The following is a 23,791-nucleotide window of genomic DNA, read 5'->3' on the forward strand; positions in this document are numbered from 1 at the left end:
CATGAGATCGTGGGGGTGAAGGCAGATGGCTGATCGATCTGGTGCCGGCGGCCGACGCTTCGGTAGGAACTTCAACTACCAGGAGTGGGCGGTCGGCGGCTTCCAATTCGCTGAGCCCGATGCCGACCCCGCACAGGACGAGGAAGCCGAGGACGCACCCAACTCGTGGTCGGGCCGCCGGGCGGAGCGGGCGCGGCGACCACGGGTCGAAGGCACAGGGCAGGGGCAAGACGATATGTCTCAGCGTGAGGTTGACGACTCGTCGTACGACTACGACGACGTTCCCAACCGGTTCGACATCGACGGGTACGGCAGCGGCCTGTTCGGCGGTCCGGGAGCCGATCTCTTCGGTGCCCACGGGCTGCCCGACAGCGTGCCGGAACAGGTGCCCTACGCGACCGGCCCGCAGCCGGTCGTGCGGCGCGAGGAGAACCCGGCGGCCGAGTCCGGGTCCCTGGTCCGCCCGTACACCCGGACCGGTGGCCGCACCCGGCCCGATTACGACCTCGCGATCGAGGCGCTGATCTCCACCAGCGAAAAGGGTCTCGAACGCGACGCGGCGGTGCTCCCCGAGCACCGGTCGATCTGCGGGCTGTGCACCGACACCAGGTCGGTGGCCGAGGTGGCCGCACACCTCAGGCTCCCGCTCGGTGTGGCACGGGTGCTGATCGGCGATATGGCGAGCATGGGTTTGGTTTTGATTCATCAGGGCGGCTTGATCGCGGGGGACAAGCCGTCCATTGATTTCCTTGAGAGGGTGCTCAGTGGGCTTCGCAGGCTCTAGCCCCAACGCGGCCGAAGGCGAACGGAAGCCGACGACCTCCGCGAAGATCGTGGTGGCCGGTGGCTTCGGCGTGGGCAAGACTACGTTCGTCGGTTCCGTGTCGGAGATCGTTCCGCTGACCACCGAAGCGGTGATGACCGAGGCCAGCGCCGGGGTCGACGACCTCTCGGCCACGCCGAACAAGGTCACGACCACGGTGGCCATGGACTTCGGCCGGGTGTCGCTGGACCAGGATCTGATCCTGTACCTGTTCGGCACACCGGGCCAGCACCGGTTCTGGTTCATGTGGGACGACTTGGTGCGGGGCGCCATCGGCGCGATCGTGCTGGTCGACACCCGCCGGTTGGCCGACGCGTTCGCGTCGATCGACTTCTTCGACGACCGGCAGCTGCCGTACGTCGTCGGCGTCAACTGCTTCGACGGCCTGCTGCACCACCGCATCGAGGACGTCCGCGACGCGCTCACCATCGACCAGTCCGTGCCGATAGTGACTTGCGACGCGCGCAACCGGCAGTCGACCAAGCAGACGCTCATCACGCTGGTCGAGCACGCCATGCGCCAATGGATGTCGGTCCGCGCGGGCTGATCGTCCCCTCGGGGTCGACGCTCTCGCTGATCTGACGACTTCACCGCGCCGAAGGGCGGTCTCCTCGCCGGAGGCCGCCCTTCGGCGTGCCCGGGGTCAGGCCCCGGCGGTGGTCGAGGATGTAGGCATGAGTCCGGTGACGCGCGTCCTCACGGGCCTGTGGCATGTCACGGCCGGCTGAACTGTCGCGGTCCGCCTTGTCCGCCTTGACGTCGTTCCACGAACGAGCCATTGGTCAGTCACTCCTGCTCACTCGGTCCGGCTACGACTTCGCGATCGAGGTGCCGGCCGCCAGTGCTACGCGCGGTCGTCTTCGACCAGGGCGGCGGACGTGATGCGGTGCAGGGGGAAGCGGCGGACTTCGCCGTAGCTGACGTCCACGCCCTCCAGGACGCCACCGCCCACGTACTGCGGCGTGATCACGCGGCGGGCGGCGGTGCCGTGGCTGTCCACGAAGTCGACCAGGACGCTGCGGCCGTCACGCGCCGCCTGTTGCAGCAACGCCAGAGTCGCCGACGGCCCGGCGCCCAGGTGCCCTGGAACGGAGACCCGTGCGCCGCCGGTGGTCGTCGCCGCACGGTCGCCCGCCTGGACCAGCCGGACCAGCTCGCCCAGCTGCTCGTCGGACGGCATGGTCGGCTGCACCCGCTGGCGGCGGCCCTTCCCGGCGATCCGGCGACCACTGACCCGCAGGTCCAGCACGTGACCGTCCGGACCCTCGGCGGCCGGCGCGAACCCGGCCGCGCGCAACCCGTCCAGCACCTCGGCCAGCGGCAACGGGCTCACCACCACGGTCGGCGCGATCTTGCGCAACGCCAACCGCTCCGCCGCCGCGTGCGACAGCACCTCCGTGATCAGCACCGGGTCGTCACAGCGCAGGAACGACCCGGCCGTCCCGCCCCGCAACCGGCCGTGCCGACGGGCCGCGTCGTCGATCAGGTACGTCAGCGACTGCGGAACCGGGGTGCGTGACCGGGTCTTGAACAGCTCGTGCAGGTCGGCGGCACTCCTACCGGCGTCGAACGCGCGCCGCACCGAACCCTCGCGCACCCGGTACACGGTGGCGCTGCCCGACGACTCGACGTCCGCCACCAACGCGATCTCGTCGGCCAGTTCCGGGTCCAGCCGACCGGGCGCGACGACCGTCAGGTCCGCCTGGACCAGCACGTGGTCGACCGGGGCAGGCAACGCGTCACCCAGCCGTTTCGCCGCCGGGCCAGGGCCTTCGGTGAGCAGCGTCCGACCCTGCGCGGTGATCGCGTTGTGCGCCAGGACACCCATCTTGGTGCCCTCTTCCACGGTCCAGCGCACCAACTCGTCACGCAGCCGCCCGCCACGCCTCGGCGCCCGCCACGCCAGCACGGCCGCCAACTCGTCTGGGTCGGTCACGACGGTGCCCGGCTCCAACGCCGCCATCGCTTCGAGGATCCGCCTGCGGTCCCTCGGCGCGCCCGGCCGGTTCAGCTCGGGGGCCAGCGGGTTGAGCAGGCGGTCGCGGTCGTCGCGCTGCCCGATCAGGCCGGGCAGGCGGGGCAGGTCGAGCCACGACTGGGCCAGCGTCGCCCACCGGTGCTCGGGCGCGGCGATCAGCCACGGGTCGGCCTGCGTGGTCGGCACCCACTCGGGTTCGACGCCCTCGGTGTCGGCGACCAGGCCCGCGTTCACCACCAGTTCGACCAGCAGCGCGGCCTGGCGGTCGTCCACGTCCAGGTCCTTGGCGAGCTTGCGCAGGTCCCGCACACCGAGACCGCCCGACCGCAGCACCGCCGGCGGGTCCTCCGACCAGCTCTTGAGCAACGTCTCGACGTGCCGCGACAGCTCCAACGCCTCACCGCCACCGGTGTGGTCGATGCCGGACGGGTCGCGGCGGGCGGTGGTGAGCGGCGGTTCGGTGGTCTGGATGACGCCCAGCGGCCGGTCGCCCCGGACCTTCAGACCGACCTCGCGGGGGAGTTCGACGGTCAGCGAGTCGCGGCGGACCAGCAGGCCGCGGGCGAGGAGCTTCTGGATCGGCGTGCGCGCGTTGGCGAGGGAGACGACTTGTGCGGCGTCCTTGGTCTGGCCGACGGGCGGGCCGGCGGCCAGCGTTCCGAGCACGCGGAGCTCGTCCGGTTCCAACGCCGTCAGGTCGACGTCGGCGAGACGCGGCACCGACCGGCCCAGACCGCAGGGGAACGGGTTGACCGCGTCCCTGGTGGCGGGCGGGGTGGAGATCGTGTCGTCGTCGCCCCACAGCAGGGCGCGGGCGCGGAGGTGCTCGACGGCGGGTCGGATGTCCGTTGAACCGAACAGCTCCTGCACCGCGGACCTGGGCACGGGGGCGAGGTCGGCGTCCAGCACGAGCAGCGCTTCCAGGACGGTCAACGTCAGCGTGTCGAGGTCTTCGCAAGCGCGTGCCACGGAAGCCCGCGACCCTATGCGGGTGGCGAGCACGGTCGTGTCGGCCGGTGGGGGCGTCGCCAGATCCGGACGGGCGCGCAGCAGAGCCACGAGCGCCGTGTCGTCCTGCGCCCGCAGCCACTCGGCGAGGGTGGTGCCGGACATCCCCACCACGGTATATGTCGACCACCCGGTCCGCGCTGACCAGCCCCTGAAACCTGCGTCCCGCAGGCCCCCGACCCAGCCCGGGAACCCCCTCGACTGCGCTCGACCCGACCCCCGACCCGACCCGACCCGACCCGACCCCCGACCCCTCGCCCGCCCGACCGACCGACCGCCCGACCGCGCCCGCCCGACCGACCGCCCGACCGCGCCCGCCCGACCGCGCCCGCCCGCCCGCGCCCGCCCGCCCGCGCCCGCCCTCGCCCGTCCGCGACCGACCGCCCGCCCGCGCTTGACCGGCCCCGACCGCGCTAACCGCCGGAATTGTCGTACCCCGCAGGTAGGCTGAAGATCAGGGTTCCCCTGGCCGGGGACCTCTGCGTGAGCCAGCCGTTCGTCAGCGGCAGCGCGGGGCCGTGTGCCCTAGAGGTACGCGTCGGCCGGCGTGGTGGGGGTGGACGGCCAGGCGTTGCGGGCGGCCAAGTGAAGTACAAGGGCGGCGATGTTCCAGGCGTCGTCCTCGCCCCGGTGGTGCCTGCCCTCCAACGGGAGGCCGGCGATGGTCAGGGCCTGCGCCATCCCCGGCCGTTTCCGCAGCCCGTGCGCCTGCGTGAACACGAGCTTCGCGTTCCAGTGCCGCCGCCCGAACGGGTACCGCACGCCCGTCGCCCGACACTGACGGGTGAACTGGTTCCGGTCGTAGTCGCCCCAGCTCGCCCACGCCCGCACGCCCGCCTGGTGCTCCACCTCCAGCAGTCGGCACGCCTCGGCGAACGTCACGCCGGTGTCGACCTCCGCCTGCGTCAGCCCCGTCAACTCCGTGCAGAACGACCCGACAGCGGACCGCTGCGGGCGCACCAGGATCCGGTGCCGCCCGACCCGCTCGCCCGCGGCCAGGTCGACCGTCGTCAACCCGATCTCGATGATCTCGCTCACCTCACCGGGAGGCGGCTCGCCGTCCCAGCACGTCGCCTCGATGTCGACCACGTTGACCACGTTGACCAGTGCCGCCGGAGTGCTCACCCGGACGAGGGTAGGGATGAGGCACACTTGTCCCGACCGCAGGCATCACCGAGGAGGAACCGTGGCCAAGGCCCGCCCCGAGCGCATCGACCCGCACTGGCCGGAGCCGCCGGTCGGCGAAGAGCACCCGGTCACCGAGCTCACCAGTCACCTCCAGGGCGCGCTGTCCCCGTTCGGCACGACCACCTTCCCGCTGCCGGTCGAAGAGCTGGGCTACCACCACCCTGTGACCGAGATCAACCGCTAGCACCCGGACGCGCGCGGCCGTCGAGCCGCGCGCGTTCCGTATTCCGGCGCGGACTACTCTCGAACCCTCTTGAGCTGTGCTGTTCTGGGAGGTTCGATGCCGGTCCCCGGCCCTGGTTACTCGATCACCGTCCGGCTGGAGGCCCCGCCGTCGGCGTCGGCCGCCGGTGACCTCACCTCGGCGGTGGGCCGGGCCGGCGGCGTGATCACCGCGTTCGACGTGGTGGAGTCGCACACCGACCAGGTGATCATCGACCTCACCTGCAACGCGCTGTCGGCGAACCACGCCAAGGACATCACCGACACCCTGGAGCTGCTGCCCGGGATCGTCGTCCGCAAGGTGTCCGACCGGACGTTCCTGGTCCACCTCGGCGGCAAGATCGAGGTCTCGTCCAAGGTTCCGCTGCGCAACCGCGACGACCTCTCCCGCGCCTACACGCCCGGCGTCGCCCGCGTCTGCATGGCCATCGCGGAGAACCCGGACGACGCCCGCCGGCTCACCATCAAGCGCAACACGGTCGCCGTGGTCACCGACGGCTCGGCCGTGCTCGGCCTGGGCAACATCGGCCCGGCCGCCGCGCTGCCCGTGATGGAGGGCAAGGCCGCGCTGTTCAAGAAGTTCGCCGGCGTCGACGCCTGGCCGGTCTGCCTGGACACCCAGGACACCGAGGAGATCATCCGCGCGGTGGAGTTGATCGCCCCGGTCTACGGCGGCATCAACCTGGAGGACATCGCCGCGCCGCGCTGCTTCGAGATCGAGGCACGGCTGCGGGAGAAGCTGGACATCCCGGTGTTCCACGACGACCAGCACGGCACCGCGATCGTGGTGGTCGGCGCGCTGCGCAACGCGTTGCGGGTGGTCGGCAAGAAGATCTCCGACTGCAAGGTCGTGGTGTGCGGGGTGGGCGCGGCGGGCTCGGCGATCATCCGGCTGCTGCTCAAGCAGGCGCCCGGTGACGTCGTCGCGGTCGACGTCGACGGCATCGTCCACCGCGACCGGCCCGGCCTGGACGACAACCTGAAGTCGGTCGCCGCGTCGACCAACAAGGAGAACGTCAGCGGCGGGCTGCACGACGCGCTGGTCGGCGCGGACGTCTTCATCGGAGTGTCCGCCCCGAACCTGTTCGGCGCCGAGCAGGTCGCCACGATGAACAGCGACGCGATCGTGTTCGCGCTGGCCAACCCGGACCCGGAGATCGACCCGATGGAGGCGCAGAAGCACGCCGCCGTCGTGGCCACCGGTCGCAGCGACTTCCCGAACCAGATCAACAACGTGCTGGCGTTCCCCGGCGTGTTCCGCGGCCTGCTCGACGCCCACGCCCGCACCATCACGGACTCGATGCTCATCGCCGCCGCCATGGCGATCGCCGACGTGGTGGACGGCGAACGCCTCAACGCGTCGTTCATCGTGCCCAGCGTCTTCGACTCGACGGTGGCCCCGGCAGTTGCCGAGGCGGTCAGGAAAGCAGCCACGGAGTCGGCTTAGCCCAGACCTCACCACCACGCGAGGTCGCGAGCGGTCGACTTCCCAGGCGACCGAGCCGCCGTCTGCGGAGCAGCGGCCATTGAGCACCGCCTAGCATCACAACATGACTCAGTTCACCCACTTGGACGCTTCCGGTGCGGCGCGGATGGTCGATGTGTCGGAGAAGGAGCCCACCGCGCGGACGGCGGTCGCTTCCGGTGTGCTGCGCACGACGGCCGAGGTGGTGGGGTTGTTGGGGAGCGACACCCTGCCGAAGGGTGACGCGCTGGCCACGGCCCGGATCGCCGGGATCATGGCGGCCAAGCGGACCTGGGAGTTGGTGCCGCTGTGTCACCCGATCGCGTTGTCCAGCGTGAAGGTGGACCTGGTGTTGGGCGACGCCGAGGTGCGCATCACGGCGACCGTCCGCACCACGGACCGCACGGGCGTGGAGATGGAAGCCCTGACGGCGGTCTCCGTGGCCGGGCTGACGCTGCACGACATGGTGAAGGCGGTCGATCCGGCGGCGTCCCTGGACGCGGTGCGGGTGGAGCGCAAGGAGGGCGGCAAGACCGGCCTCTGGGAGCGGAAGTGACCTCCGACGTGCGTCCCGAGGCCGCGTCGAGGACCGGCCGTGTGATCACGGCGTCGAACCGGGCGTCGGCGGGCGTGTACGCGGACCGCGGCGGGCCGATCATCGCCGACTGGCTGCGTGAACGCGGCTACGACGTGCCGGACCCGGTGGTCGTGCCGGACGGCGAGCCGGTCGCGGAGGCGTTGCGGGCGGCCGTCGCGGACGGTGTCGCGGTGGTCGTCACGACCGGTGGCACGGGCATCAGCCCCACCGACCGCACACCGGAGGCGACCCGGTCCGTGCTGGACTTCGAGGTGCCGGGTGTGGCGGACGCCATCCGCATGTCAGGCTGGCCACGGGTGCCCACCGCCGTGCTGTCGCGCGGGGTGGCGGGTGTCGCCGGCCGCACGTTCGTGGTGAACCTGCCCGGCTCGACCGGCGGGGTCCGGGACGGGCTGGACGTGCTGGCGACCCTGCTGGAGCACGCCGTCGACCAGGTTGCCGGAGGTGACCACTCATGACCGAGATCCTGCGCGCGACCGTCAGCGATCAGCCGCTGTCGGTGGAGGAGCACGCCAAGCTCGTGGAGCACGCGGCGGCGGGGGCGGTGGTGACGTTCGCCGGGGTGGTGCGCGACCACGACCACGGGCGTTCGGTTCGCGAACTGGAGTACGTCGGGCACCCGACGGCCGGCGCCGTGGTCGCCGAGGTGGTGGCGGACGTCGTGGCCCGGTTCGAGGGCGTCCGCGCGGTCGCCGTGTCGCACCGGGTCGGACCGCTGGCGATCGGGGACGTGGCGCTGGCGTGCGCGGTGTCCGCGGAGCACCGGGCCGAGGCCTTCGCGGTGTGCTCGGAACTCGTCGACGAGGTGAAGCGGCGGCTGCCCGTGTGGAAGCGGCAGGTCTTCGCCGACGGCACCGACGAGTGGGTCAACATGCCCTGAATCGGCATGCACTGAATCAAAGGGCGGCCGGGTTCAGGGAACCGAATCAGGCCTGGAACGGGTTGGGGACCCCGGACCGCCGAGGGGGGCGGTCCGAGGTCCCTGTTCCGTGGTGCGCCGGCTCTCGCCGACCGGAGATCACTTGGTGGCGATCTTGTGACCCGTCATGATCAGGTCGGCGTTCGGGATGAACTGCTTGTTCAGCTCGTGCAGCTTGGCCCAGCCGCCCTCGATCTTCAGCTCGTCCGCGATCTTCGACAGGCTGTCGCCCGACTTGATCTCGTAGTCGCCGTTCGGGTTGGAGGACGGCAGCGCCACGGTCACCGGAGCGGGCGCCTGCTGAACGGGCGCGGTCTGCTTCGGGGCCGGAGCCTGCTGCTGCGGCGCGGGGGCCGCCTGCCGGGGCGCGGGGGCCGGGGCCTGCCGCGCGGGCGCCGGAGCGCCGCCGAGGCCCTTGGGCCCGCAGACGGGCCAGGCGCCGATGCCCTGGGTCTTCATCACGTTCTCCGCGATGCGGATCTGCTCCTCGCGGGAAGCCTGGTGGGGCATGCCGGAGCCGCCGTGCGACGTCCACGTGGACGGCAGGAACTGCAATCCGCCGTAGTAGCCGTTACCGGTGTTGATGCTCCAGTTGCCGCCACTCTCGCACGCGGCGACCGCGTCCCAGTTGACGCCGGACTGCGCGTTGGCGGTGCCGGCGGCCATGGCCAGGGGTGCGCCCACGATGATGCCGGCGACGGCGACCTTCGCGATGCGACGGCTGGTGACGCTGGTGGTCGGACGGTGCTTGCCTCGGTAAGAAGCCATTTCCCTCTCTGCCACCCGCACCTGCCCAGGCGACTCGGGTTCGGGCCCGGTACGTCGTCTGGCTTGTCCTGTCCGGCGGTTGTCTCTCGCTCGGGGGTTGTTCCGGGACACCCTTGGACAGGTTCGGTGCGTGACGTCCCGGTCTTGCTCTAGTCGGTCGGGGCCGACCAGATAGCGACGGTACGTAACCGCAAGCGCCATGCCAAACCTTCTCGCATGTGATGCACGTCACTGTAACGCGTGCGGGTGACGCCACGAACGCGACGTTTATCGAGGTCAGGGCACCGTTATCGGTCTGTTTCCGTACCGAGATCCACCGAGATCAATCACGTTCGGTGAGGTATAGCTCACCCGTTAACCCGTAAGTGGAGGTCGCACTCATCCCCCGGCGAAGGGAGGCAACACGTCCAGTTGCGCCCCGGTCGACACGGGCGTGTCGTGATCGCGGACGGCCACCCCATCGAGAAGGAAGCTGCACGCGGGCAGAACGCGCCCCAACCGGTCACCGTGTCGCACCCGAAGAGCCTCGATCGCGGACGCCACGGTGGCGCCGTCACCGGACAGCTCGACGCTCTCGTCGGCGACGCCCGCCGCCGCCCGCGCACCCGCGAAGTACCGCACCGACAGCCGCAACTCAGCCTCCGATCGCGCTCATGGGACGGTCCGGCTGGCTGAACCCGGCCGTGTTGATGCCGTGCCCGGCCGCCTTGGCCCACGAGTTCCCGCGCCACTTCCCGGCGATCTCCTCGTCCGACGCGCCACCGCGCAGCAGGGACCGCAGATCGGTCTCCGACTGGCTGAACAGGCAGTTCCGCACCTGGCCGTCGGCGGTGAGCCGGGTCCGGTCGCAGGCCGCGCAGAACGGGCGGGTCACCGACGCGATCACGCCGACCACGGCCGGACCGCCGTCCACCAGCCACCGCTCGGCGGGCGCGCCGCCCCGGTCGCCCGGCTCGGGCGTCAGCGTGAAACCGGTGCGCAGGGCGGCCAGGATCTCCTCGGCGGTCACCATGTCGTCCCGGTTCCAGCCGTGCTGCGGGTCCAGCGGCATCTGCTCGATGAACCGCAGCTGGTAGCCGTTGTCCAGGCAGTACCGGAGCAGCGGCACGGCCTCGTCCTCGTTCACGCCGCGCATCAGCACAGTGTTCACCTTGACCGGCGTCAACCCGGCCTCCCGGGCCGCGGCCAGCCCCGCGAACACGTCCGACAGCCGGTTGCGCCTGGTCAGCTCGTGGAACCGGGCCGGGTCGAGGGTGTCCAGCGAGACGTTCACCCGGTCGAGGCCCGCGGCCACCAGCCCGGCGGCCCGCCGCGCCAACGTCAACCCGTTCGTGGTCATCGAGATGCGCGGTCGGGGCGTCAGCGCCGCGGTCGCCGCGATCACGTCGTCGAGGTCGGGTCTGAGCAGCGGCTCGCCGCCGGTGAACCGGATGTCGGTCACGCCGAGGCGGGTCACCGCGATGCCGATGAGCCTGGTCAGCTCGGCTCCGGTGAGGAGCTCGGGCTTCGGCAGCCAGTCGAGGCCCTCGGCGGGCATGCAGTATGTGCAACGCAGGTTGCACCGGTCGGTCAACGACACGCGCAGGTCGGTGGCGATCCGGCCGAACCGGTCCACCAGCAGTGGTGAGTCCGGCCGTCCGGACGTGTCCGGGTTGCCGCGCACGACGGGTAGCCCCAACTCGACAGCTGTCACCCCTACCAGGGTAATCGGCTCACACTTGTGGGTGCTGGGAGAAATGGGGGATGGCCGGGCGCGGCGAGGTGGACGAGGATGCCGATCCGCGCGCCGCGAACGCTAAATTGCCTGCCATGACCAGTGAGCACGACGTGCCCGCCGACGTGCTGGAGCGGTTCAGCGCCTACGCGCGCGAGAGCAGCGCGCTCACCGTCCTGTTCCACAGCCGGGTGGCCGAGCAGATGGGCCTGTCCCCGACCGACGAGAAGTGCCTGGACCTGGCGATGCGCGCGGACGGCCCGATCACGGCCGGCCGGATCGCCGAGCTGTCCGGCCTGTCCACCGGCGCGGTGACCGGCGTGATCGACCGGCTGGAACGCGCGGGGTACGTGCGGCGCGTGCGTGACCCGCACGACCGGCGGAAAGTGCTGGTAGAGGTCACGGTGGGGGACGAGGGGAAGTTCGAGCACCTCTTCGCGGGCGCCCAGGAGACCCTGCGCGAGGTGCTGTCCCGCTTCACCCCCGAGGAGCGGGACGTGCTGGAGCGGTACAACCAGATCCTCATCGAGACGTTCCGCCGGCACGTGATCGACCGCTGAGCCGGCAGCATTGCGCGCATGGCCGCTCAGTGGAACTACCTGATGGACATGGACGGCGTGCTCGTGCACGAGGAGCACCCGATCCCGGGCTCCGGCGAGTTCGTCGCCGAGCTGACCGCGAACGACATCCCGTTCATGGTGCTCACGAACAACTCCATCTACACCCAGCGCGACCTGCGCGCCCGGCTCGTCCGCACGGGCCTGGACGTGCCCGAGGCCGCGATCTGGACCTCCGCGCTGGCCACCGCGAAGTTCCTCGACTCGCAGCGGCCCGGCGGTTCGGCGTACGTGATCGGCGAGGCGGGCCTGACCACGGCGCTGCACGAGATCGGGTACGTGCTCACCGACCGCGACCCGGACTACGTGGTCCTCGGCGAGACCCGCACCTACAGCTTCACCGCGATCACGAAGGCGATCCGGCTGGTGGAGCAGGGCGCGAAGTTCATCGCGACGAACCCGGACGCCACCGGCCCGTCCCGCGAGGGCTCGCTGCCCGCCACGGGCTCGATCGCCGCGCTGATCGAACGCGCCACCGGCCGCGCGCCCTACTACGTGGGCAAGCCGAACCCGTTGATGATGAGGTCGGCGCTGCGCGCGCTCGGCGCCCACTCCGAGACGACGCTGATGATCGGCGACCGGATGGACACCGACGTGCGCGCCGGCCTGGAGGCGGGCCTGCGCACGATCCTGGTGCTCACCGGCATCTCGGCCGAGTCGACCGCCGAGCTGTACCCGTACCGGCCGACGCGGGTGCTCAAGTCCATCGCGGACCTGGTCGGTCACTCCGCCGACCCGTTCCCGGATGGGATCTGACACGGATGGGATCTGACACCGACGGGATCTGACACCTGACGGGGTCTGACGGCTCGCGGTTATTGCTGCGGCGCCTCGGGCTGGAGCGCGTGGTTGTGCTGGACGACGGCGCGCAGGTGGCTGCCGCGCTGCTCCGGCGGCCCGACCCGGCGTGACGGTGGACGGTCCGCGGCGGGCATGCGGTTGATCCGGTCGGCCAGGCGTTCGGCCCGGTCGCGCAGCAGCTCCGCACGGCCTGTGACCGGGCCGCCACAGGCCGCGCCCAGGCGGTCGAGCAGGTCCGCCTGGAGCCGCAGCCAGTCCACGTGCTGCCACGGGTGCCAGGCGTGCCCCGCTTCGGCGGCGATGGCCACCATCGCCTCGTCCAGTTCGCCCGCGACCTGTTCGAGTTGCTCTCTCATGGCGAGGAGATGCCGCCGCGCGCCCGTCATCACGGCATGGGGCCCAATCTCCCCCACACGGGGGAGGCGCGCGGGTGCGTGGCCGAAGCCGCCCGGCGCACGGCTGATCGACTTTTCCGCACCACACCGCCGCGTCGCTTATCGTCGCGGGTGTGGATAGACCGCTCTTCGTGGTCGGCGACGTGCACGGGCACCTCGCCGAGCTGACCCGCGCCCTGCACGCCTCGGATCTGGTCGACGCCGACGGCGACTGGTGCGGCGGGGACGCGGAGCTGTGGTTCCTCGGCGACTTCGTCGACCGGGGCCCGGACGGCATCGGCGTGATCGAGTTCGTGATGCGGCTGGCCGAGCAGAGCGAGGGCCGGGTGGACGCCCTCATCGGCAACCACGAGGTTCTGCTGCTGGGCATGCACCGGTTCGGCGACCGGAACGTTCCGGGTGCGCCGACCCCGCGCAGCTTCGCCCGCAGCTGGCTGCTCAACGGCGGCATGCGCAGCGACCAGGACCGCCTCACCGACGCCCACATCGACTGGCTGACCAGCCGTCAGGTGCTCACCGAGGTGGACGGCCACCTGCTGATGCACTCCGACACGCTCGCCTACCTGGAGTGGGGCGACACGATCGACGAGGTCAACGAGGCCGTGTGGGACGTCCTCAAGGGCGACGACCTGGACCACTGGTGGGAGTGCTGGCGGAAGATGACCACCCGCTACGCGTTCCGCGGCCCGGACGGCGCGGCGGTGGCGGACGAGCTGCTCGAAGTCCTCGGCGGCCGGGAGGTCGTGCACGGCCACAGCGTCATCGCCGACCAGCTCGGCGTGGCGCCGGAGCAGATCGACGGCCCGCTGCGGTACGCCGACGGCCGGGTGCTGGCCGTCGACGCGGGCCTCTACAGCGGCGGTCCGTGCCTGGTCGTGGAGCTGGACCACGACTACTAGGGGCGCTCTAGGGCGCGGGGACGATCTCCTTGCCCAGCGGCATCAGGGACACCGGCACCATCTTGAAGTTCGCGATGCCCAGCGGGATGCCGATGATCGTCACGCACAGCGCCAGGCCGGTGACGACGTGGCCGATGGCGAGCCAGATGCCCGCGACCACGATCCACACCACGTTGCCGATCAGCGACGCGCCGCCCGCGCCGGGCCGGTCCACCACCGTGCGACCGAACGGCCACAGCGCGTAGTTCGCGATCCGGAACGACGCCAGCCCCCACGGGATGGTGACGATCAGCACGCAGCAGATGATGCCGGCGACCGCGTACCCGACGGCCAGCCAGAAGCCGCTCAAGACCAGCCAGATCAGGTTCAAGATGATCCTCACGTGTCCATCTTGCCCGATTAAGCTCCGGTCCCGTGCCGAACAAACTCCGCTGGGGCGTTGTCGCGACGGGCGGCATCGCCGACGTCGTCACCGGCGACCTCCGCCTGCTGCCCGATGTCGAAGTGCTCGCGGTGTCGTCCCGCGCGCTGCCCAAGGCCGAAGCGTTCGCGGCCAAGCACGAGATCCCGCGTGCCTACGGCGACTACAAGGACCTCCTCGCCGACCCGGACGTGGACGTCGTCTACGTGGCGACGCCGCACGTCCAGCACCACGAGGTGACGCGTGCGGCGTTGGAGGCGGGCAAGCACGTGCTGTGCGAGAAGCCCGCCACGCTCACGCTGCCGCACCTCCAGGACGTGGTGGACCTCGCGCGCGAGCGCGGCCTGTTCTTCATGGAGGCCATCTGGAGCCGCTTCAACCCGCTCACCGTGAAGCTCCGCGAAGTGGTCGCGGAAGGCGCGATCGGCGAGATCCGATCGGTTCGGGCCGACTTCGGGTTCACCCTCGAGCACGACCCGGCCCACCGGCTGTGGAACCGGGCCCTCGGCGGCGGCTCGCTGTTCGACCTGGGCATCTACCCGGTGTCGTTCGCCCACATGCTGCTCGGCGAACCGGAGACCGTCGCCGCGCACGGTTCCCTGGTCGACGGCGTCGACGCCGAGGTCGGGATGCTCCTCGGCTACCCCGGCGGCGAGACCGCTCTGCTGGCGTCGTCGCTGGTCAGCCCGCTGCTGTCGAGGGCGGCCGTGTACGGGACGCGTGGCCTGGTGGAGCTGCCGGGCATGCACCACGCCCCGACCGCCATCCTCGTGAACGGGGTGGAGCACCGGGCGGAGATCGAGGGCGCCGGGTACGTGCCGCAGCTGCGCGAGGTCGTCGCGCGGGTGAAGGCCGGTGAGGTGGAGAGCCCGTCGATCTCGCACGCCGAGTCGCTGGCGATCCTGCGCACCATGACCAAGGTCGCCGACCAGGTCGGCCTCGGCTACGACTAGCCACTCACCCGTCCCGGCCCGCGGCCAGCAGCGCTTCCGTCACGTGCACGACCGCCTCGATCGGGCGGCTGCCCGGCGTGAGCAGGTGGCTCAACGCCATCCGCACGATCGTCTCGGCGATCAGGTGCACCCGCGGGTCGGGCAGGTCGGGCCAGTGCCGCCGGATGTGCCGGGCGAACACCGAGGTGGCGAGCTTGAGCACCGGCCGGCCCCTGGTGGTCAGGAACGGCAGCATGTCCTCGGCGTTCGCCCCGGACAGGACGGACTTCGCCAGGATGTCCTGCTCCGCCAGGTCGAAGGCGAACCGGATGCCCTCCCGCAGCCCTTCCAGCGGGTCCGGTGTGCTGTCCAGCCGTTCGCGCACGCCCTCCAGGAACTCGGAGGTCTTGTGCAGCGCCACGGCCTGCACCAGCCGTTCCTTGTTGCGGAACTCGTTGTAGACGCTCTGCCGGCTGACACCCGCCTTCGCCGCGACCTCGGCCATGCGCAGGCCGCGTGAACCATGCGCGGCGACCAACTCGGCCGCCGCGCCGAGCAGTGCCCGGGTGAGTTCCGTCACGCCGTAAAGCCTTCCACAGCGCCTAAAGTGCGGGCGTGCCGCTGACCGTCGGATTCGACCTCGACATGACCCTGATCGACCCCAGGCCCGGCATGGCGGCGGTGATGGACGCGGTCGCGGCGGAGAGCGGCTACCCGCTCGACGGCGCGCACTTCGCGGCGAACCTCGGCCCGCCCCTGGACATGATCTACCGCGAGTCCGGCGTGCCCGAGGCCGACATCCCGGAGCTGATCGCCCGGTTCCGCGCGCTGTACCCGGAGGTCGTCATCCCGGCCACGGTTCCCCTGCCCGGCGCGGCGCAATCGCTTGCCGTGGTGCGTGAGCTGGGCGGGACGACGATCGTGGTGACCGGCAAGTACCGGGCCAACGCCGCCCTGCACCTGGCCGCGTTCGACTGGGAGGTGGACCACCTGTTCGGCGAGCTGTGGTCGACCGGCAAGGCCGAGGCGTTGAAGATGCACGGCGCGGCCGTCTACGTCGGTGACCACGTGGGCGACGTGCGGGGTGCGAAGGCGGCCGGGGCGGTGGCCGTCGGCGTGGTGAGCGGGCCGTGCAGCGGCGAGGAGCTGGCCGCCGAGGGCGCGGACGTGGTGCTGCCGGACCTGACCGCGTTCCCGGACTGGCTGCGCGCGAACGCTTCCCGGCTCACCGCCGGGTCCGGGACTCCCGCACCGCGCTGAACACGCCCAGCGCGAGACCGGCGGGCGCGAGCAGCCAGCCGGCGGCGAACACCCAGACGGGCAGGCCGCGTTCGCCCGCGACGAACATCGCGACGATGGCCACCACGCCGAGCGCGAACAACGCCACGGCGAGCGGCATCAGCTTCGGTGTCGTCGACATGCGTGGGATCGTAGTCGCGCTTTCGGAGGTGCCCAGGCGGTGGTGTTCTGGATAGTCTGGTGGGACGCGCCCTGGGCACGCCCCGGGCGCGTTCGTCGTGTGATCGCTTAAGGATTGGTGAGAACGGTGCCGACCGGCAAGGTCAAGTGGTACGACTCGGAGAAGGGCTTCGGCTTCGTCACACAGGACGGTGGCGAGGACGTCTACGTGCGGAAGTCCGCGCTGCCCCCGGGTGTCGAGGGCTTGAAAGCCGGTCAGCGGATCGAGTTCGGCATGGCCGAGGGCAGGCGAGGTCCCCAGGCGCTGTCCGTGCGGCTGATCGACCCGGCGCCCTCGGTGGCGGAGGCCCGCCGCCGTCCCGCCGAGGAGCTGCACGGCCTGATCGACGACATGATCAAGCTGCTGGAGGTCAAGGTGCAGCCCGACCTGCGCCGCGGCCGTTACCCGGAGCGGAAGAACACCAAGTTGATCGCCGACGTGGTCCGCGCCGTCGCCCGGGAGCTGGACCCCTGAACACGCGGTTCAGGCCGGGGTCGACACACCCACGCGAGGTCGCGTCGATCTTTCGCGGCTGATTTTCCGGCGATCACGCTTTCCGATCGTCGGAAAATCGGGCGCGAGCGGTCGACTTCCAGGCGACCGAGCCGCCGTCTGCGGAGCAGCGGCCATCAAACACGGTCGTCCACGGACAACACCCAGGTGCCACGGGCGACGAAGTCGAACGCGCCCGTGGTGCTCGACTGGATGCGCGCGCCGTACTGCTGGACCTCGACGCTCTCCAACTGGTCGTCGGGGTTCGGCAGCACGAGCGTGTACGCGTACCTCGGGTCACGCTCGGTGAACAGCTTGCTGCGCAACGGTTCCTGCGGCTCGCCGCGCCCGTTGCGGTAGGTGAACTTCACCGACCAGGCGCTCTCCGCCAGGTCACCCGGCACGGAGATCTGCACCGGCTTGCCCGGCCGCACCCGCAGCACACCGGCGGCGTCCGCGTCCGCCTCGCAGTTCTCCGACTGGAGGTCGCAGTACTGCGACGGCCTGACGTTGATCGCCTCGCCATCCGCGTAGAACGTCACCTCGGGGTCGACGGGGGCCGCGCAACCGGCCAGGACCAGCAGCGACAGGGGAAGCAGAACTCGGCGCACGGCAGTCGAGCCTACGTGCCCGCCCGTGGCACGACGGGCGCGGCCCGCAGCGGGCGGTCGCCGCGCAGGCCCGGGATCAGCGTGGTGCCGCGCCGCGTCTGGATCGTCTGCGCCAACCCCACCGCGAGCAGCACCGACAGCACGGTGAACCCGATCCAGTACTCGGTCGGCAGCAGCACGCCCAGCGCCCCGCCGAACACCCAGCCGAGCTGGAGGATCGTCTCCGACCGGCCGAACGCCGACGCCCGCGACTCGTCCGGCACGTCGTCCTGGATCACCGCGTCCAGCGACACCTTGGCCAGCGAACTCGCCGTCGCGCCGATCAGCCCGACCGCCGCCGCCGTCACCAGGCCCGGCAGCACGGCCGCCAGGATCGCCGACGCCAGCGCCGCGATCAGGCACCCGATCACCACCTGGTCCGGCACGCCGAAGTGCAGCCGCGCGCCCACCGCGTTGCCCAGGAAACTGCCGACACCGGCCGCCGCCGCGATCACACCCAGCAGCAGCACCTGCATGAACGCGTCGCCCTCGGTCTGGGCGCGCACCACGAACGCGGCGAACAGCATCAGGAACCCGGTCAGCATCCGGATCGCGCCGTTGCCCCACAGCGCCACCACGACCGTGCGGCCCAACGGCTGCCGCTTCGGCTTCGGACTCGCCCGCAGCGACGCCGGCACCTCGCCCTCGGTCACCTCCACCCACGACGGGATGCGCAGGCAGTAGTAGGCGTTCGCCAGGCACAGCACGGCGGTGCACCACAGCGCGCCCGGTGACCCGAACAGGTTCGCGAACCCCGCCGCGACCGCGCCGAACACACCACCCGCGGCCAGGCCGAACACCGTCATCCGGGCGTTCGTCTTGGACAGCGTGATGTCCCGTGGCAGCACGCGCGGCGTGATCGCGGCCTTGAGCACGGTGAACGACTTGGACAGCACCATGCTGCCCAGCGCCGCCGGGTACAGGCCCCAGTTGTCGAAGTTCAGCGCCATCGCGATCGCCAGGAACACGCGCAGGATGCACGAGGCCGCCAGCGCCACCCGCCTGCCGTGCTGGATCCGGTCCAGCGCCGGGCCGATGACCGGGGCGACCAGCGCGAACGGCGCCACCGTGATCAGCAGGTAGAGGGCGACCTTGCCGCGGCTCTCGCCGGTGGCGGCGGAGAAGAACAGGGTGTTGGCCAGCGCGACCGCCATCGCCGCGTCGGCCGCGTAGTTCAGCATCACCGCGTAGGTCAGTGACGACAGCCCGGACTGCTTCGCGCCGTCGGCGTGCGCGGCCTTGCGGAACGCGGCCAGCGCCTGGCTGCTGAGCTGCTTCGAGCGGAACCACACGACGCGGGTGACGGTGAGCTTCTTCGGCAGCGTCGGCACGGTCGGCTTGTCACCGTCCGGCGGCGGCGCGAAACGGGCGGACTCCCGTTCACCGCGCGGCTGCTGGTTGCGGTGCTGGTCCGTGGGCCGGTCATGCGGCGGAGGTTGCTGACCCGGCGGTGGCTGTCGACCCGGTGGCGGTTGATGACGCGGCGGTGGTTGGCGACCCGGTGGCGGTTGATGGCCCGGCGGTGGTTGATGACCGGGCGGCGGCTCACCGGCTTGGCCGGGCGGCTGTCCCGGTACCGGGTACGGCCGGGTGCGCGGCTTGTACTCGTCGTCCTCCCACGGGTACCGCCGCGACGGGTCTTCCGGCCGAGGGGGTGTCACGCCCCAATCCTGCCTCACCGGGTGCGGGCTGTCTCACGGATTGGCCCGGCGGCGCGCGGTGGGTCCGGCACGTCGTTCCCCGTCAACCGGGTTCAACCGGGTCCAGCAGGGTCCGACCGGGTTCAGCCGGCGGGGAACCGCACCCGGAAGATCGTCGGCCAGTTCTTGCCGGTCACCAGGAACTCGTCGGTGCCCGGCACGGCCGCGATGCCGTTCAGCACATCGCTCTTCGGCACGTCGTCCGGCCGCAGCGAGCTCAGGTCGACGGTGGTCGTCACCAGACCGGTCGCCGGGTCGATCCGCACCACCTCGTCGGTGTGCCACACGTTCGCCCACACCTGCCCGTCGACGCACTCCAGCTCGTTGAGCCGGTCGAGCGGCTGCCCATCGCGCCGCACGCCCACCGTGCCCGTCTCGGCGAACGACTCGGGATCGCGGAACGTCAGCTCGGCCGTCCCGTCGCTCATCACCAGCCGGCCGCCGTCACGGCACAGCCCCCAGCCCTCACCCTCATAGGTGACGCGCCTCACTTCTTCGAGGGTGGTCCGGTCCCGCTCGATGGCCACACCGTTACGCCACGTGAGCTGCCAGATCCGGTCGTCGACCACCGTGATGCCCTCGCCGAACATCGTCTCCGGCAGGTCGACCCGCTGCTCCACTTCACCCGTTCGGGGGTCCACCCGGCGTAGTGACGACTGCCCCTCCAGGCCCGTTCCCTCGTACAGGACCCCGTCCACCAGCTCGAGGCCCTGTGTGAACGCGCCCGGGTCGTGCGGCACCGTGCCGAGCACTTCGAGCCCTGTCGGGCCGCTCGGCGCAGTCGAGCACGCCGCCGACAGGACCAACACGACCGCCATCAGGAGCCACCGCACGTCCGAAAGGGTGGCACGTGTGCACAGGGCTGCGAAGACGTGCGGCACAATTCACCTGTGACCGCCACGCCGACCCAGCAGCCCAACCCAGCGCTCGCCGATCCCGAGGCAGTCCGGCTCGCCCGGGCCGCCGCACAAGAGGAGGCGGGCGCGGACCGCGTCGGCGACCACGTGGGCACGGTCGCCGAGGACCAGGTGTCGGCCACCCACCTCTTCGAGGCCTACCACGCCGGCTACCGCGGCTGGAACTGGGCCGTCACGGTCGCCTTCGCGGGCCCCGGCACGCAGCCGTCGGTGAGCGAGGTCGTGCTCCTGCCCGGTGACGACGCGCTGGTCGCCCCCGAATGGGTGCCGTGGCACGAGCGGGTCCGCGCCGGCGACCTCGGTGTCGGCGACCTGCTGCCCACGCCCGAGGACGACCCGCGACTGGCGCCCGCGTACGTGGGCTCGGACGACCCGGCGATCGAAGAGACCGCCCTGGAGATCGGCCTCGGCCGCGTCCGGGTGCTGTCCCGCGAGGGCGTGCTCGACGCCGCCCAGCGCTGGCACGGCGGCGACTTCGGTCCGCGCAGCGAGATGGCCCGCAGCGCGCCCGCCACCTGCGGCACGTGCGGCTTCTACAGCCGGATCGCCGGTTCCCTCGGCGCCGCCTTCGGGGTGTGCGCGAACGAGATGACGCCGGCCGACGGCCACGTCGTGCACGTGGAGTTCGGGTGCGGCGCGCACTCCGAGGTCGAGGTCGAGGGCGGCCCGCTGGTGCCGGTCGCCGAGGTCGTCTACGACGACGCGCTGCTGGACGTGGAGCCCAACTCGTCTCGGGTGTCCCAGGCCGACGAGAGCGGGAAGTGAGCGCGGACCCGTTCGGCACCGAGGCGCTGCGCGAGTCGGTCCTGGCCGCGTGGCGCGGGTCGCCGACGCGGTTCCGGGAGGACGCCAACGCCGAGGAGGACCTGCGGCTCGGCGGCTACCGCGACCGGCTGCTGGTGGAGCTGGCGCAGAACGCCTCCGACGCGGCCGGCGACGCACCGGGCGTGCTGCGACTGTCCCTTGTGGACAACGAACTGCGTGCGGCGAACACCGGCGCGCCGCTGGACGCGGCCGGTGTGGCGGCGCTGGCCTCGCTGCGCGCGTCGTCGAAGGTCTCGGACACGGTCGGCCAGTTCGGTGTGGGTTTCGCCGCCGTGCTGGCCGTGACGGAAGAGCCGCGGGTGGTGTCGCGGACCGGTGCGGTGGCGTTCTCGGCCGCCCGCACGCGTGAGGCCGTGCCGACGCTGGCATCGGCCCGCGGCGGTGACGTGCCGGTGCTGCGGCTGGTGTGGCCGTCCGACGAGACGGACGTGCCGGACGGGTTCGACACCGAGGTGCGGCTGCCGCTGAAGGCGCACGCGGACGGGCTGCTGGCCGAGTTCGCCGCGCAGGCGCCGGACCTGCTGCTGGCGTTGCCCGGGTTGCGCCGGATCGAGGTCGGCGCCGAGGCGTGGGAGCGGTCCGAGTCCGACGGTGTCGTGGTGCTGACCGGGCCGTCCGGGGCGCAGCGGTGGCTGGTGCACCGCGTCGGCGGCGAACTGCCGTCCTCGCTGGTCGCGGGCGTGGAGTCACGTCCGCACTGGTCGGTGTGCTGGGCGTGGCCGATGGACGAGCCGCTGGCCGGCGACGTCCTGCACGCGCCGACGCCGACGGACGAGAAGCTGTCGCTGCCCGCGCGGCTGATCGCGACCCTGCCGGTGGAGCCGTCCCGGCGACGGGTCCTGGCGGGCTCGGCGGCGTCGTTCGTGCTGGACCAGGCCGCGTCGGCGTACCCGGCGCTGGTCGCCTCGCTGCCCGCGATCGAGCGGACGTCGTTGGTGCCGCTGCCCGGGTTCCCGCTGTCCGAAGTGGACGATCAGCTGCGGACCGGGATCCTCAAGGCGCTGCGGACGGCGGCCTGGCTGCCGCTGGCGGACGGCGAGTGGACCACCCCGTCGACCGCGAAGGTGCTGGACCTGGCGTCGTTCGAGCTGGTCGAGCTGCTGGAGGACGTGATCCCCGGCCTGCTCGACTACGAGCTGACCCTGCCGCCGCACGCGAAGGCGTTGGCGGCTCTCGAAGTGCCGCGTCTCGGTGTGGCCGAAGTGGTCTCGGCGCTGGCCGGCATCGGCGGCGACCCGGCGTGGTGGCACGAGGTGTACGACGCCCTGTCGCCCGTAGCCGACGTCGACTCGACCGCGCGCGAGGCGATGGGCTCCCTGCCCGTGCCGCTGGTGGACGGTCGGCTGGTGAGCAGCCCGCGCGGTGTGCTCGTGGGCACCGACTCGGAGCTGTTCTCGGTGCCCGGTCTGCGGATCGCGCACCCCGACGCCGCGCACCCGTTGCTGATGCGGCTCGGTGCGACCGAGGCCGGCGCGGACGAGCTGCTGGATTCCGACGCCGTGCGCGAGGCCGTGCACCGGAGCATGGACGACCCGGAGCTGGACGGGCCGGAGCTGGTGCGGACGGTGCTGCGGCTGGTGTCGCGGGCCGGTGGTCGGCCGTGGCTGGCGGAGCTGGCGCTGCCGTCGGCGGACGGTGAGTGGCGGCGTGCGGACGAGCTCGTGCTGCCGGACTCGGCGCTGCTGTCGGTGCTGGAGTCCGACGCGCCGTTCGGGGTGCTGGACGCGTCGGTGGCGGAGGAGTGGCCGCGTTCGGTGCTGACCGATGTCGGCGTGATCGACGGATTCGGCGTGGTCGAGGACGACTCGCCCACCGAGCCGGACCACGACCTGGCCGACGAGGGCTACTGGTGGGACACGTTCGACGTGCCGCCGACGCGGGTGCTCGGCATCCGTGACCTGGACCTGGTGGCGCGGGACAAGTGGCCCGAGGCGTTGGCGATGATGGCCGCCGACCCGGTCGCTTGGCGTGCCGTGGCGGAACCGGACGGCTACACGGGCTGGTGGCTGGCGCGGTACGCCACCCTCGAAGGCGTGCCGCTCGGGTCGTGGCGGTTGGCTGATGCCGACGGCTTGGCAGGCCTGTACGACGTGGTCCCGTCGGTCGACCTGCCTCCGCACGTGCTGGCGGCGGCCGGTGTGCGGACGTCGTTGAGCGTGGTGGACGAGGACGACGTCACTGATTTGTTGGCGCGGTTGGGTGACCCGGCGCGCAAGCTGTCCGACGCTTTGGTGCTGCGGGTGCACGCGTTGTTGGCGGAGGTGGCGGACTCGGTGAGCGTCGAGCCGCCGGACCGGGTGCGGGTGCTGACGGGTGCTGCTGAGCCGGCCGACGACGTGCTGGTCCCGGACCTGCCCTGGCTGCTGGGCGTGCTGCCGCCGTCGCAGGTGCTGGCGTCGGCGGGCGCCGCAGCGGACCTGGCCGAACTCCTAGCCCTGCCGCTCGCGTCGGAGGAGGTGTCCGGGGCGGTGGTCGGTGAGGGTGACGAGGTGATCTGGGCGGAGCTGGGTGCGGTGCGGCTGGCGTGCGACTTGCTCGGGGTCGAGCTGCCGGGCGGTTCGCTGATCGTGCACGACGACTTGGTCGTGGCGGCGGAGGACGCGGAGCACTCGGTGTCGTGGTGGGTGGACGACACGGTGGTGCACGCCGCTGACACTCCCGAGGGGCTGGCGCGAGCTCTGGCGTGGACGACCGGCCGCTGGGACGACCGGCACACGTTCGCCGCCTTGATCGCCGACCCGACGCCGTCCGTACTTCTGGGCTAACATGGCCCTGACCTGGCCTGACTCTCACGTCGGCTGATCTGTGAAGATCACCCGAACGTGCGAACCGGCCAGATCAGGGCATGAATGGTAAGCCAGGATTTGTTGCCGAAAAAATGAAGTCGCGGCGCCTCGGCCCCCACCATGAGCACTCGGGACCCGTGAGCACTCGGGACCGTGAGCACTCGGGACCGTGAGCACTCGGGACCGTGAGCACTCGGGACCGTGAGCACTCGGG

The 23,791-nt window shown here is 71.5% G+C and carries 25 protein-coding genes and 1 pseudogene; 14 read left to right on the forward strand and 12 right to left on the reverse strand.

Annotated features, from left to right (window positions below):
• The first annotated feature begins 25 nt into the window (after nucleotides 1-25).
• Nucleotides 26-784, forward strand: coding sequence for a DUF742 domain-containing protein (locus F4560_RS35130; RefSeq protein WP_246477925.1), 759 nt, complete (start codon nucleotides 26-28; stop codon nucleotides 782-784).
• A complete protein-coding gene (locus F4560_RS35135) occupies nucleotides 765-1,370 on the forward strand; it encodes a GTP-binding protein (RefSeq protein ID WP_033442971.1) in 606 nt (201 codons plus the stop codon). Before F4560_RS35130 ends, F4560_RS35135 begins: the two co-directional genes overlap by 20 nt.
• Before the next feature lie 297 nt (nucleotides 1,371-1,667).
• Here the strand turns inward: F4560_RS35135 and F4560_RS35140 are convergent, their stop codons facing one another.
• A complete protein-coding gene (locus F4560_RS35140) occupies nucleotides 1,668-3,914 on the reverse strand; it encodes a helicase-associated domain-containing protein (protein WP_184927404.1) in 2,247 nt (748 codons plus the stop codon).
• Between the two features lie 420 nt (nucleotides 3,915-4,334).
• Entirely contained in the window at nucleotides 4,335-4,934 is a 600-nt protein-coding gene (locus F4560_RS35145) for a 3'-5' exonuclease (RefSeq protein WP_184927405.1), read from the reverse strand.
• A gap of 61 nt (nucleotides 4,935-4,995) precedes the next feature.
• Between F4560_RS35145 and F4560_RS35150 the strand changes: the two genes are divergently transcribed.
• The 4 genes and pseudogenes from F4560_RS35150 to F4560_RS46750 all read left to right on the forward strand — a co-directional run bounded on the left by F4560_RS35150 (nucleotide 4,996) and on the right by F4560_RS46750 (nucleotide 8,162).
• A complete protein-coding gene (locus F4560_RS35150; protein WP_184927406.1) occupies nucleotides 4,996-5,181 on the forward strand; it encodes a hypothetical protein in 186 nt (61 codons plus the stop codon).
• Nucleotides 5,182-5,277: 96 nt separating this feature from the next.
• Nucleotides 5,278-6,666: an NAD-dependent malic enzyme gene (locus F4560_RS35155; RefSeq protein ID WP_184927407.1), complete on the forward strand. Its 1,389-nt coding sequence runs from the start codon at nucleotides 5,278-5,280 to the stop codon at nucleotides 6,664-6,666.
• 103 nt (nucleotides 6,667-6,769) lie between these two features.
• Complete coding sequence (moaC, locus tag F4560_RS35160) at nucleotides 6,770-7,240, forward strand: cyclic pyranopterin monophosphate synthase MoaC (protein ID WP_184927408.1); 471 nt, start codon at nucleotides 6,770-6,772, stop codon at nucleotides 7,238-7,240.
• An 8-nt stretch (nucleotides 7,241-7,248) separates the two neighbouring features.
• Nucleotides 7,249-8,162 (forward strand): annotated as a pseudogene (locus F4560_RS46750) (molybdenum cofactor biosynthesis protein MoaE).
• 138 nt (nucleotides 8,163-8,300) lie between these two features.
• Here F4560_RS46750 and F4560_RS35175 read toward each other — a convergent pair.
• From F4560_RS35175 to moaA, 3 genes are all read right to left on the reverse strand, one after another.
• A complete protein-coding gene (locus F4560_RS35175; RefSeq protein WP_184927410.1) occupies nucleotides 8,301-8,969 on the reverse strand; it encodes a LysM peptidoglycan-binding domain-containing protein in 669 nt (222 codons plus the stop codon).
• Between the two features lie 378 nt (nucleotides 8,970-9,347).
• Nucleotides 9,348-9,602, reverse strand: coding sequence for a MoaD/ThiS family protein (locus tag F4560_RS35180; protein ID WP_184927411.1), 255 nt, complete (start codon nucleotides 9,600-9,602; stop codon nucleotides 9,348-9,350).
• Between the two features lies 1 nt (nucleotide 9,603).
• Nucleotides 9,604-10,662: a GTP 3',8-cyclase MoaA gene (moaA, locus tag F4560_RS35185; protein WP_184927412.1), complete on the reverse strand. Its 1,059-nt coding sequence runs from the start codon at nucleotides 10,660-10,662 to the stop codon at nucleotides 9,604-9,606.
• Between the two features lie 116 nt (nucleotides 10,663-10,778).
• On the opposite strand from moaA, the gene F4560_RS35190 reads away from it, so the two are divergent.
• Both F4560_RS35190 and F4560_RS35195 read left to right on the forward strand, forming a co-directional pair.
• A complete protein-coding gene (locus F4560_RS35190; RefSeq protein ID WP_184927413.1) occupies nucleotides 10,779-11,243 on the forward strand; it encodes a MarR family winged helix-turn-helix transcriptional regulator in 465 nt (154 codons plus the stop codon).
• An 18-nt stretch (nucleotides 11,244-11,261) separates the two neighbouring features.
• Nucleotides 11,262-12,056 (forward strand): HAD-IIA family hydrolase, encoded by a 795-nt coding sequence (locus tag F4560_RS35195; protein ID WP_184927414.1) that lies wholly within the window; start codon nucleotides 11,262-11,264, stop codon nucleotides 12,054-12,056.
• A gap of 59 nt (nucleotides 12,057-12,115) precedes the next feature.
• Here the strand turns inward: F4560_RS35195 and F4560_RS35200 are convergent, their stop codons facing one another.
• Complete coding sequence (locus tag F4560_RS35200) at nucleotides 12,116-12,457, reverse strand: hypothetical protein (RefSeq protein WP_184927415.1); 342 nt, start codon at nucleotides 12,455-12,457, stop codon at nucleotides 12,116-12,118.
• 152 nt (nucleotides 12,458-12,609) lie between these two features.
• Between F4560_RS35200 and F4560_RS35205 the strand changes: the two genes are divergently transcribed.
• Nucleotides 12,610-13,395 carry a metallophosphoesterase gene (locus F4560_RS35205; RefSeq protein WP_184927416.1) on the forward strand — a complete coding sequence of 262 codons (786 nt, stop codon included), beginning with the start codon at nucleotides 12,610-12,612 and terminating at the stop codon, nucleotides 13,393-13,395.
• A 7-nt stretch (nucleotides 13,396-13,402) separates the two neighbouring features.
• Here the strand turns inward: F4560_RS35205 and F4560_RS35210 are convergent, their stop codons facing one another.
• Nucleotides 13,403-13,777: a YccF domain-containing protein gene (locus tag F4560_RS35210; protein WP_184927417.1), complete on the reverse strand. Its 375-nt coding sequence runs from the start codon at nucleotides 13,775-13,777 to the stop codon at nucleotides 13,403-13,405.
• A gap of 32 nt (nucleotides 13,778-13,809) precedes the next feature.
• On the opposite strand from F4560_RS35210, the gene F4560_RS46350 reads away from it, so the two are divergent.
• Nucleotides 13,810-14,769, forward strand: coding sequence for a Gfo/Idh/MocA family protein (locus F4560_RS46350; protein WP_184927418.1), 960 nt, complete (start codon nucleotides 13,810-13,812; stop codon nucleotides 14,767-14,769).
• A gap of 4 nt (nucleotides 14,770-14,773) precedes the next feature.
• Here F4560_RS46350 and F4560_RS35220 read toward each other — a convergent pair whose 3' ends face one another.
• On the reverse strand, nucleotides 14,774-15,328 hold the full coding sequence (locus tag F4560_RS35220) for a TetR/AcrR family transcriptional regulator (protein WP_184927419.1): 555 nt from the start codon (nucleotides 15,326-15,328) through the stop codon (nucleotides 14,774-14,776).
• Nucleotides 15,329-15,363: 35 nt separating this feature from the next.
• On the opposite strand from F4560_RS35220, the gene F4560_RS35225 reads away from it, so the two are divergent.
• Nucleotides 15,364-16,008 carry an HAD family hydrolase gene (locus F4560_RS35225; RefSeq protein ID WP_184927420.1) on the forward strand — a complete coding sequence of 215 codons (645 nt, stop codon included), beginning with the start codon at nucleotides 15,364-15,366 and terminating at the stop codon, nucleotides 16,006-16,008.
• On the opposite strand, the gene F4560_RS35230 is transcribed toward F4560_RS35225, so the two are convergent.
• The gene (locus F4560_RS35230; RefSeq protein WP_184927421.1) at nucleotides 15,974-16,168 is read right to left on the reverse strand and encodes a hypothetical protein; all 195 of its coding nucleotides are present in this window, start codon (nucleotides 16,166-16,168) and stop codon (nucleotides 15,974-15,976) included. The genes F4560_RS35225 and F4560_RS35230 overlap by 35 nt on opposite strands.
• A gap of 126 nt (nucleotides 16,169-16,294) precedes the next feature.
• Between F4560_RS35230 and F4560_RS35235 the strand changes: the two genes are divergently transcribed.
• Nucleotides 16,295-16,681 carry a cold-shock protein gene (locus F4560_RS35235; protein WP_184929578.1) on the forward strand — a complete coding sequence of 129 codons (387 nt, stop codon included), beginning with the start codon at nucleotides 16,295-16,297 and terminating at the stop codon, nucleotides 16,679-16,681.
• A 155-nt stretch (nucleotides 16,682-16,836) separates the two neighbouring features.
• Here F4560_RS35235 and F4560_RS35240 read toward each other — a convergent pair whose 3' ends face one another.
• The 3 genes from F4560_RS35240 to F4560_RS35250 all read right to left on the reverse strand — a co-directional run bounded on the left by F4560_RS35240 (nucleotide 16,837) and on the right by F4560_RS35250 (nucleotide 19,867).
• A complete protein-coding gene (locus F4560_RS35240; protein WP_184927422.1) occupies nucleotides 16,837-17,310 on the reverse strand; it encodes a DUF2771 family protein in 474 nt (157 codons plus the stop codon).
• Nucleotides 17,311-17,321: 11 nt separating this feature from the next.
• Nucleotides 17,322-19,028 carry an MFS transporter gene (locus F4560_RS35245; RefSeq protein ID WP_376775378.1) on the reverse strand — a complete coding sequence of 569 codons (1,707 nt, stop codon included), beginning with the start codon at nucleotides 19,026-19,028 and terminating at the stop codon, nucleotides 17,322-17,324.
• Between the two features lie 104 nt (nucleotides 19,029-19,132).
• The gene (locus F4560_RS35250) at nucleotides 19,133-19,867 is read right to left on the reverse strand and encodes a glutaminyl-peptide cyclotransferase (RefSeq protein ID WP_184929579.1); all 735 of its coding nucleotides are present in this window, start codon (nucleotides 19,865-19,867) and stop codon (nucleotides 19,133-19,135) included.
• 72 nt (nucleotides 19,868-19,939) lie between these two features.
• Here F4560_RS35250 and F4560_RS35255 point away from each other — a divergent pair, with 72 nt between their 5' ends.
• Nucleotides 19,940-20,731 carry a DUF3027 domain-containing protein gene (locus F4560_RS35255; RefSeq protein ID WP_312869661.1) on the forward strand — a complete coding sequence of 264 codons (792 nt, stop codon included), beginning with the start codon at nucleotides 19,940-19,942 and terminating at the stop codon, nucleotides 20,729-20,731.
• Nucleotides 20,728-23,556 carry a sacsin N-terminal ATP-binding-like domain-containing protein gene (locus F4560_RS35260; RefSeq protein ID WP_184927425.1) on the forward strand — a complete coding sequence of 943 codons (2,829 nt, stop codon included), beginning with the start codon at nucleotides 20,728-20,730 and terminating at the stop codon, nucleotides 23,554-23,556. Before F4560_RS35255 ends, F4560_RS35260 begins: the two co-directional genes overlap by 4 nt.
• The last annotated feature ends 235 nt before the right edge of the window (nucleotides 23,557-23,791 follow it).

The sequence above is a fragment of the Saccharothrix ecbatanensis genome, from assembly GCF_014205015.1.
Taxonomy (GTDB): Bacteria; Actinomycetota; Actinomycetes; order Mycobacteriales; family Pseudonocardiaceae; genus Actinosynnema; species Actinosynnema ecbatanense.

Bases quoted from the DNA above. Each gene is read 5' to 3' on its own strand.
- F4560_RS35130 (WP_246477925.1), top strand. From the start codon at position 26: ATGGCTGATCGATCTGGTGCCGGCGGCCGACGCTTCGGTAGGAACTTC.
- F4560_RS35140 (WP_184927404.1), bottom strand. From the start codon at position 3,914: ATGTCCGGCACCACCCTCGCCGAGTGGCTGCGGGCGCAGGACGACACG.
- F4560_RS35155 (WP_184927407.1), top strand. From the start codon at position 5,278: ATGCCGGTCCCCGGCCCTGGTTACTCGATCACCGTCCGGCTGGAGGCC.
- moaC (WP_184927408.1), top strand. From the start codon at position 6,770: ATGACTCAGTTCACCCACTTGGACGCTTCCGGTGCGGCGCGGATGGTC.
- F4560_RS35175 (WP_184927410.1), bottom strand. From the start codon at position 8,969: ATGGCTTCTTACCGAGGCAAGCACCGTCCGACCACCAGCGTCACCAGC.
- F4560_RS35190 (WP_184927413.1), top strand. From the start codon at position 10,779: ATGACCAGTGAGCACGACGTGCCCGCCGACGTGCTGGAGCGGTTCAGC.
- F4560_RS35195 (WP_184927414.1), top strand. From the start codon at position 11,262: ATGGCCGCTCAGTGGAACTACCTGATGGACATGGACGGCGTGCTCGTG.
- F4560_RS35200 (WP_184927415.1), bottom strand. From the start codon at position 12,457: ATGAGAGAGCAACTCGAACAGGTCGCGGGCGAACTGGACGAGGCGATG.
- F4560_RS35230 (WP_184927421.1), bottom strand. From the start codon at position 16,168: ATGTCGACGACACCGAAGCTGATGCCGCTCGCCGTGGCGTTGTTCGCG.
- F4560_RS35250 (WP_184929579.1), bottom strand. From the start codon at position 19,867: ATGGCGGTCGTGTTGGTCCTGTCGGCGGCGTGCTCGACTGCGCCGAGC.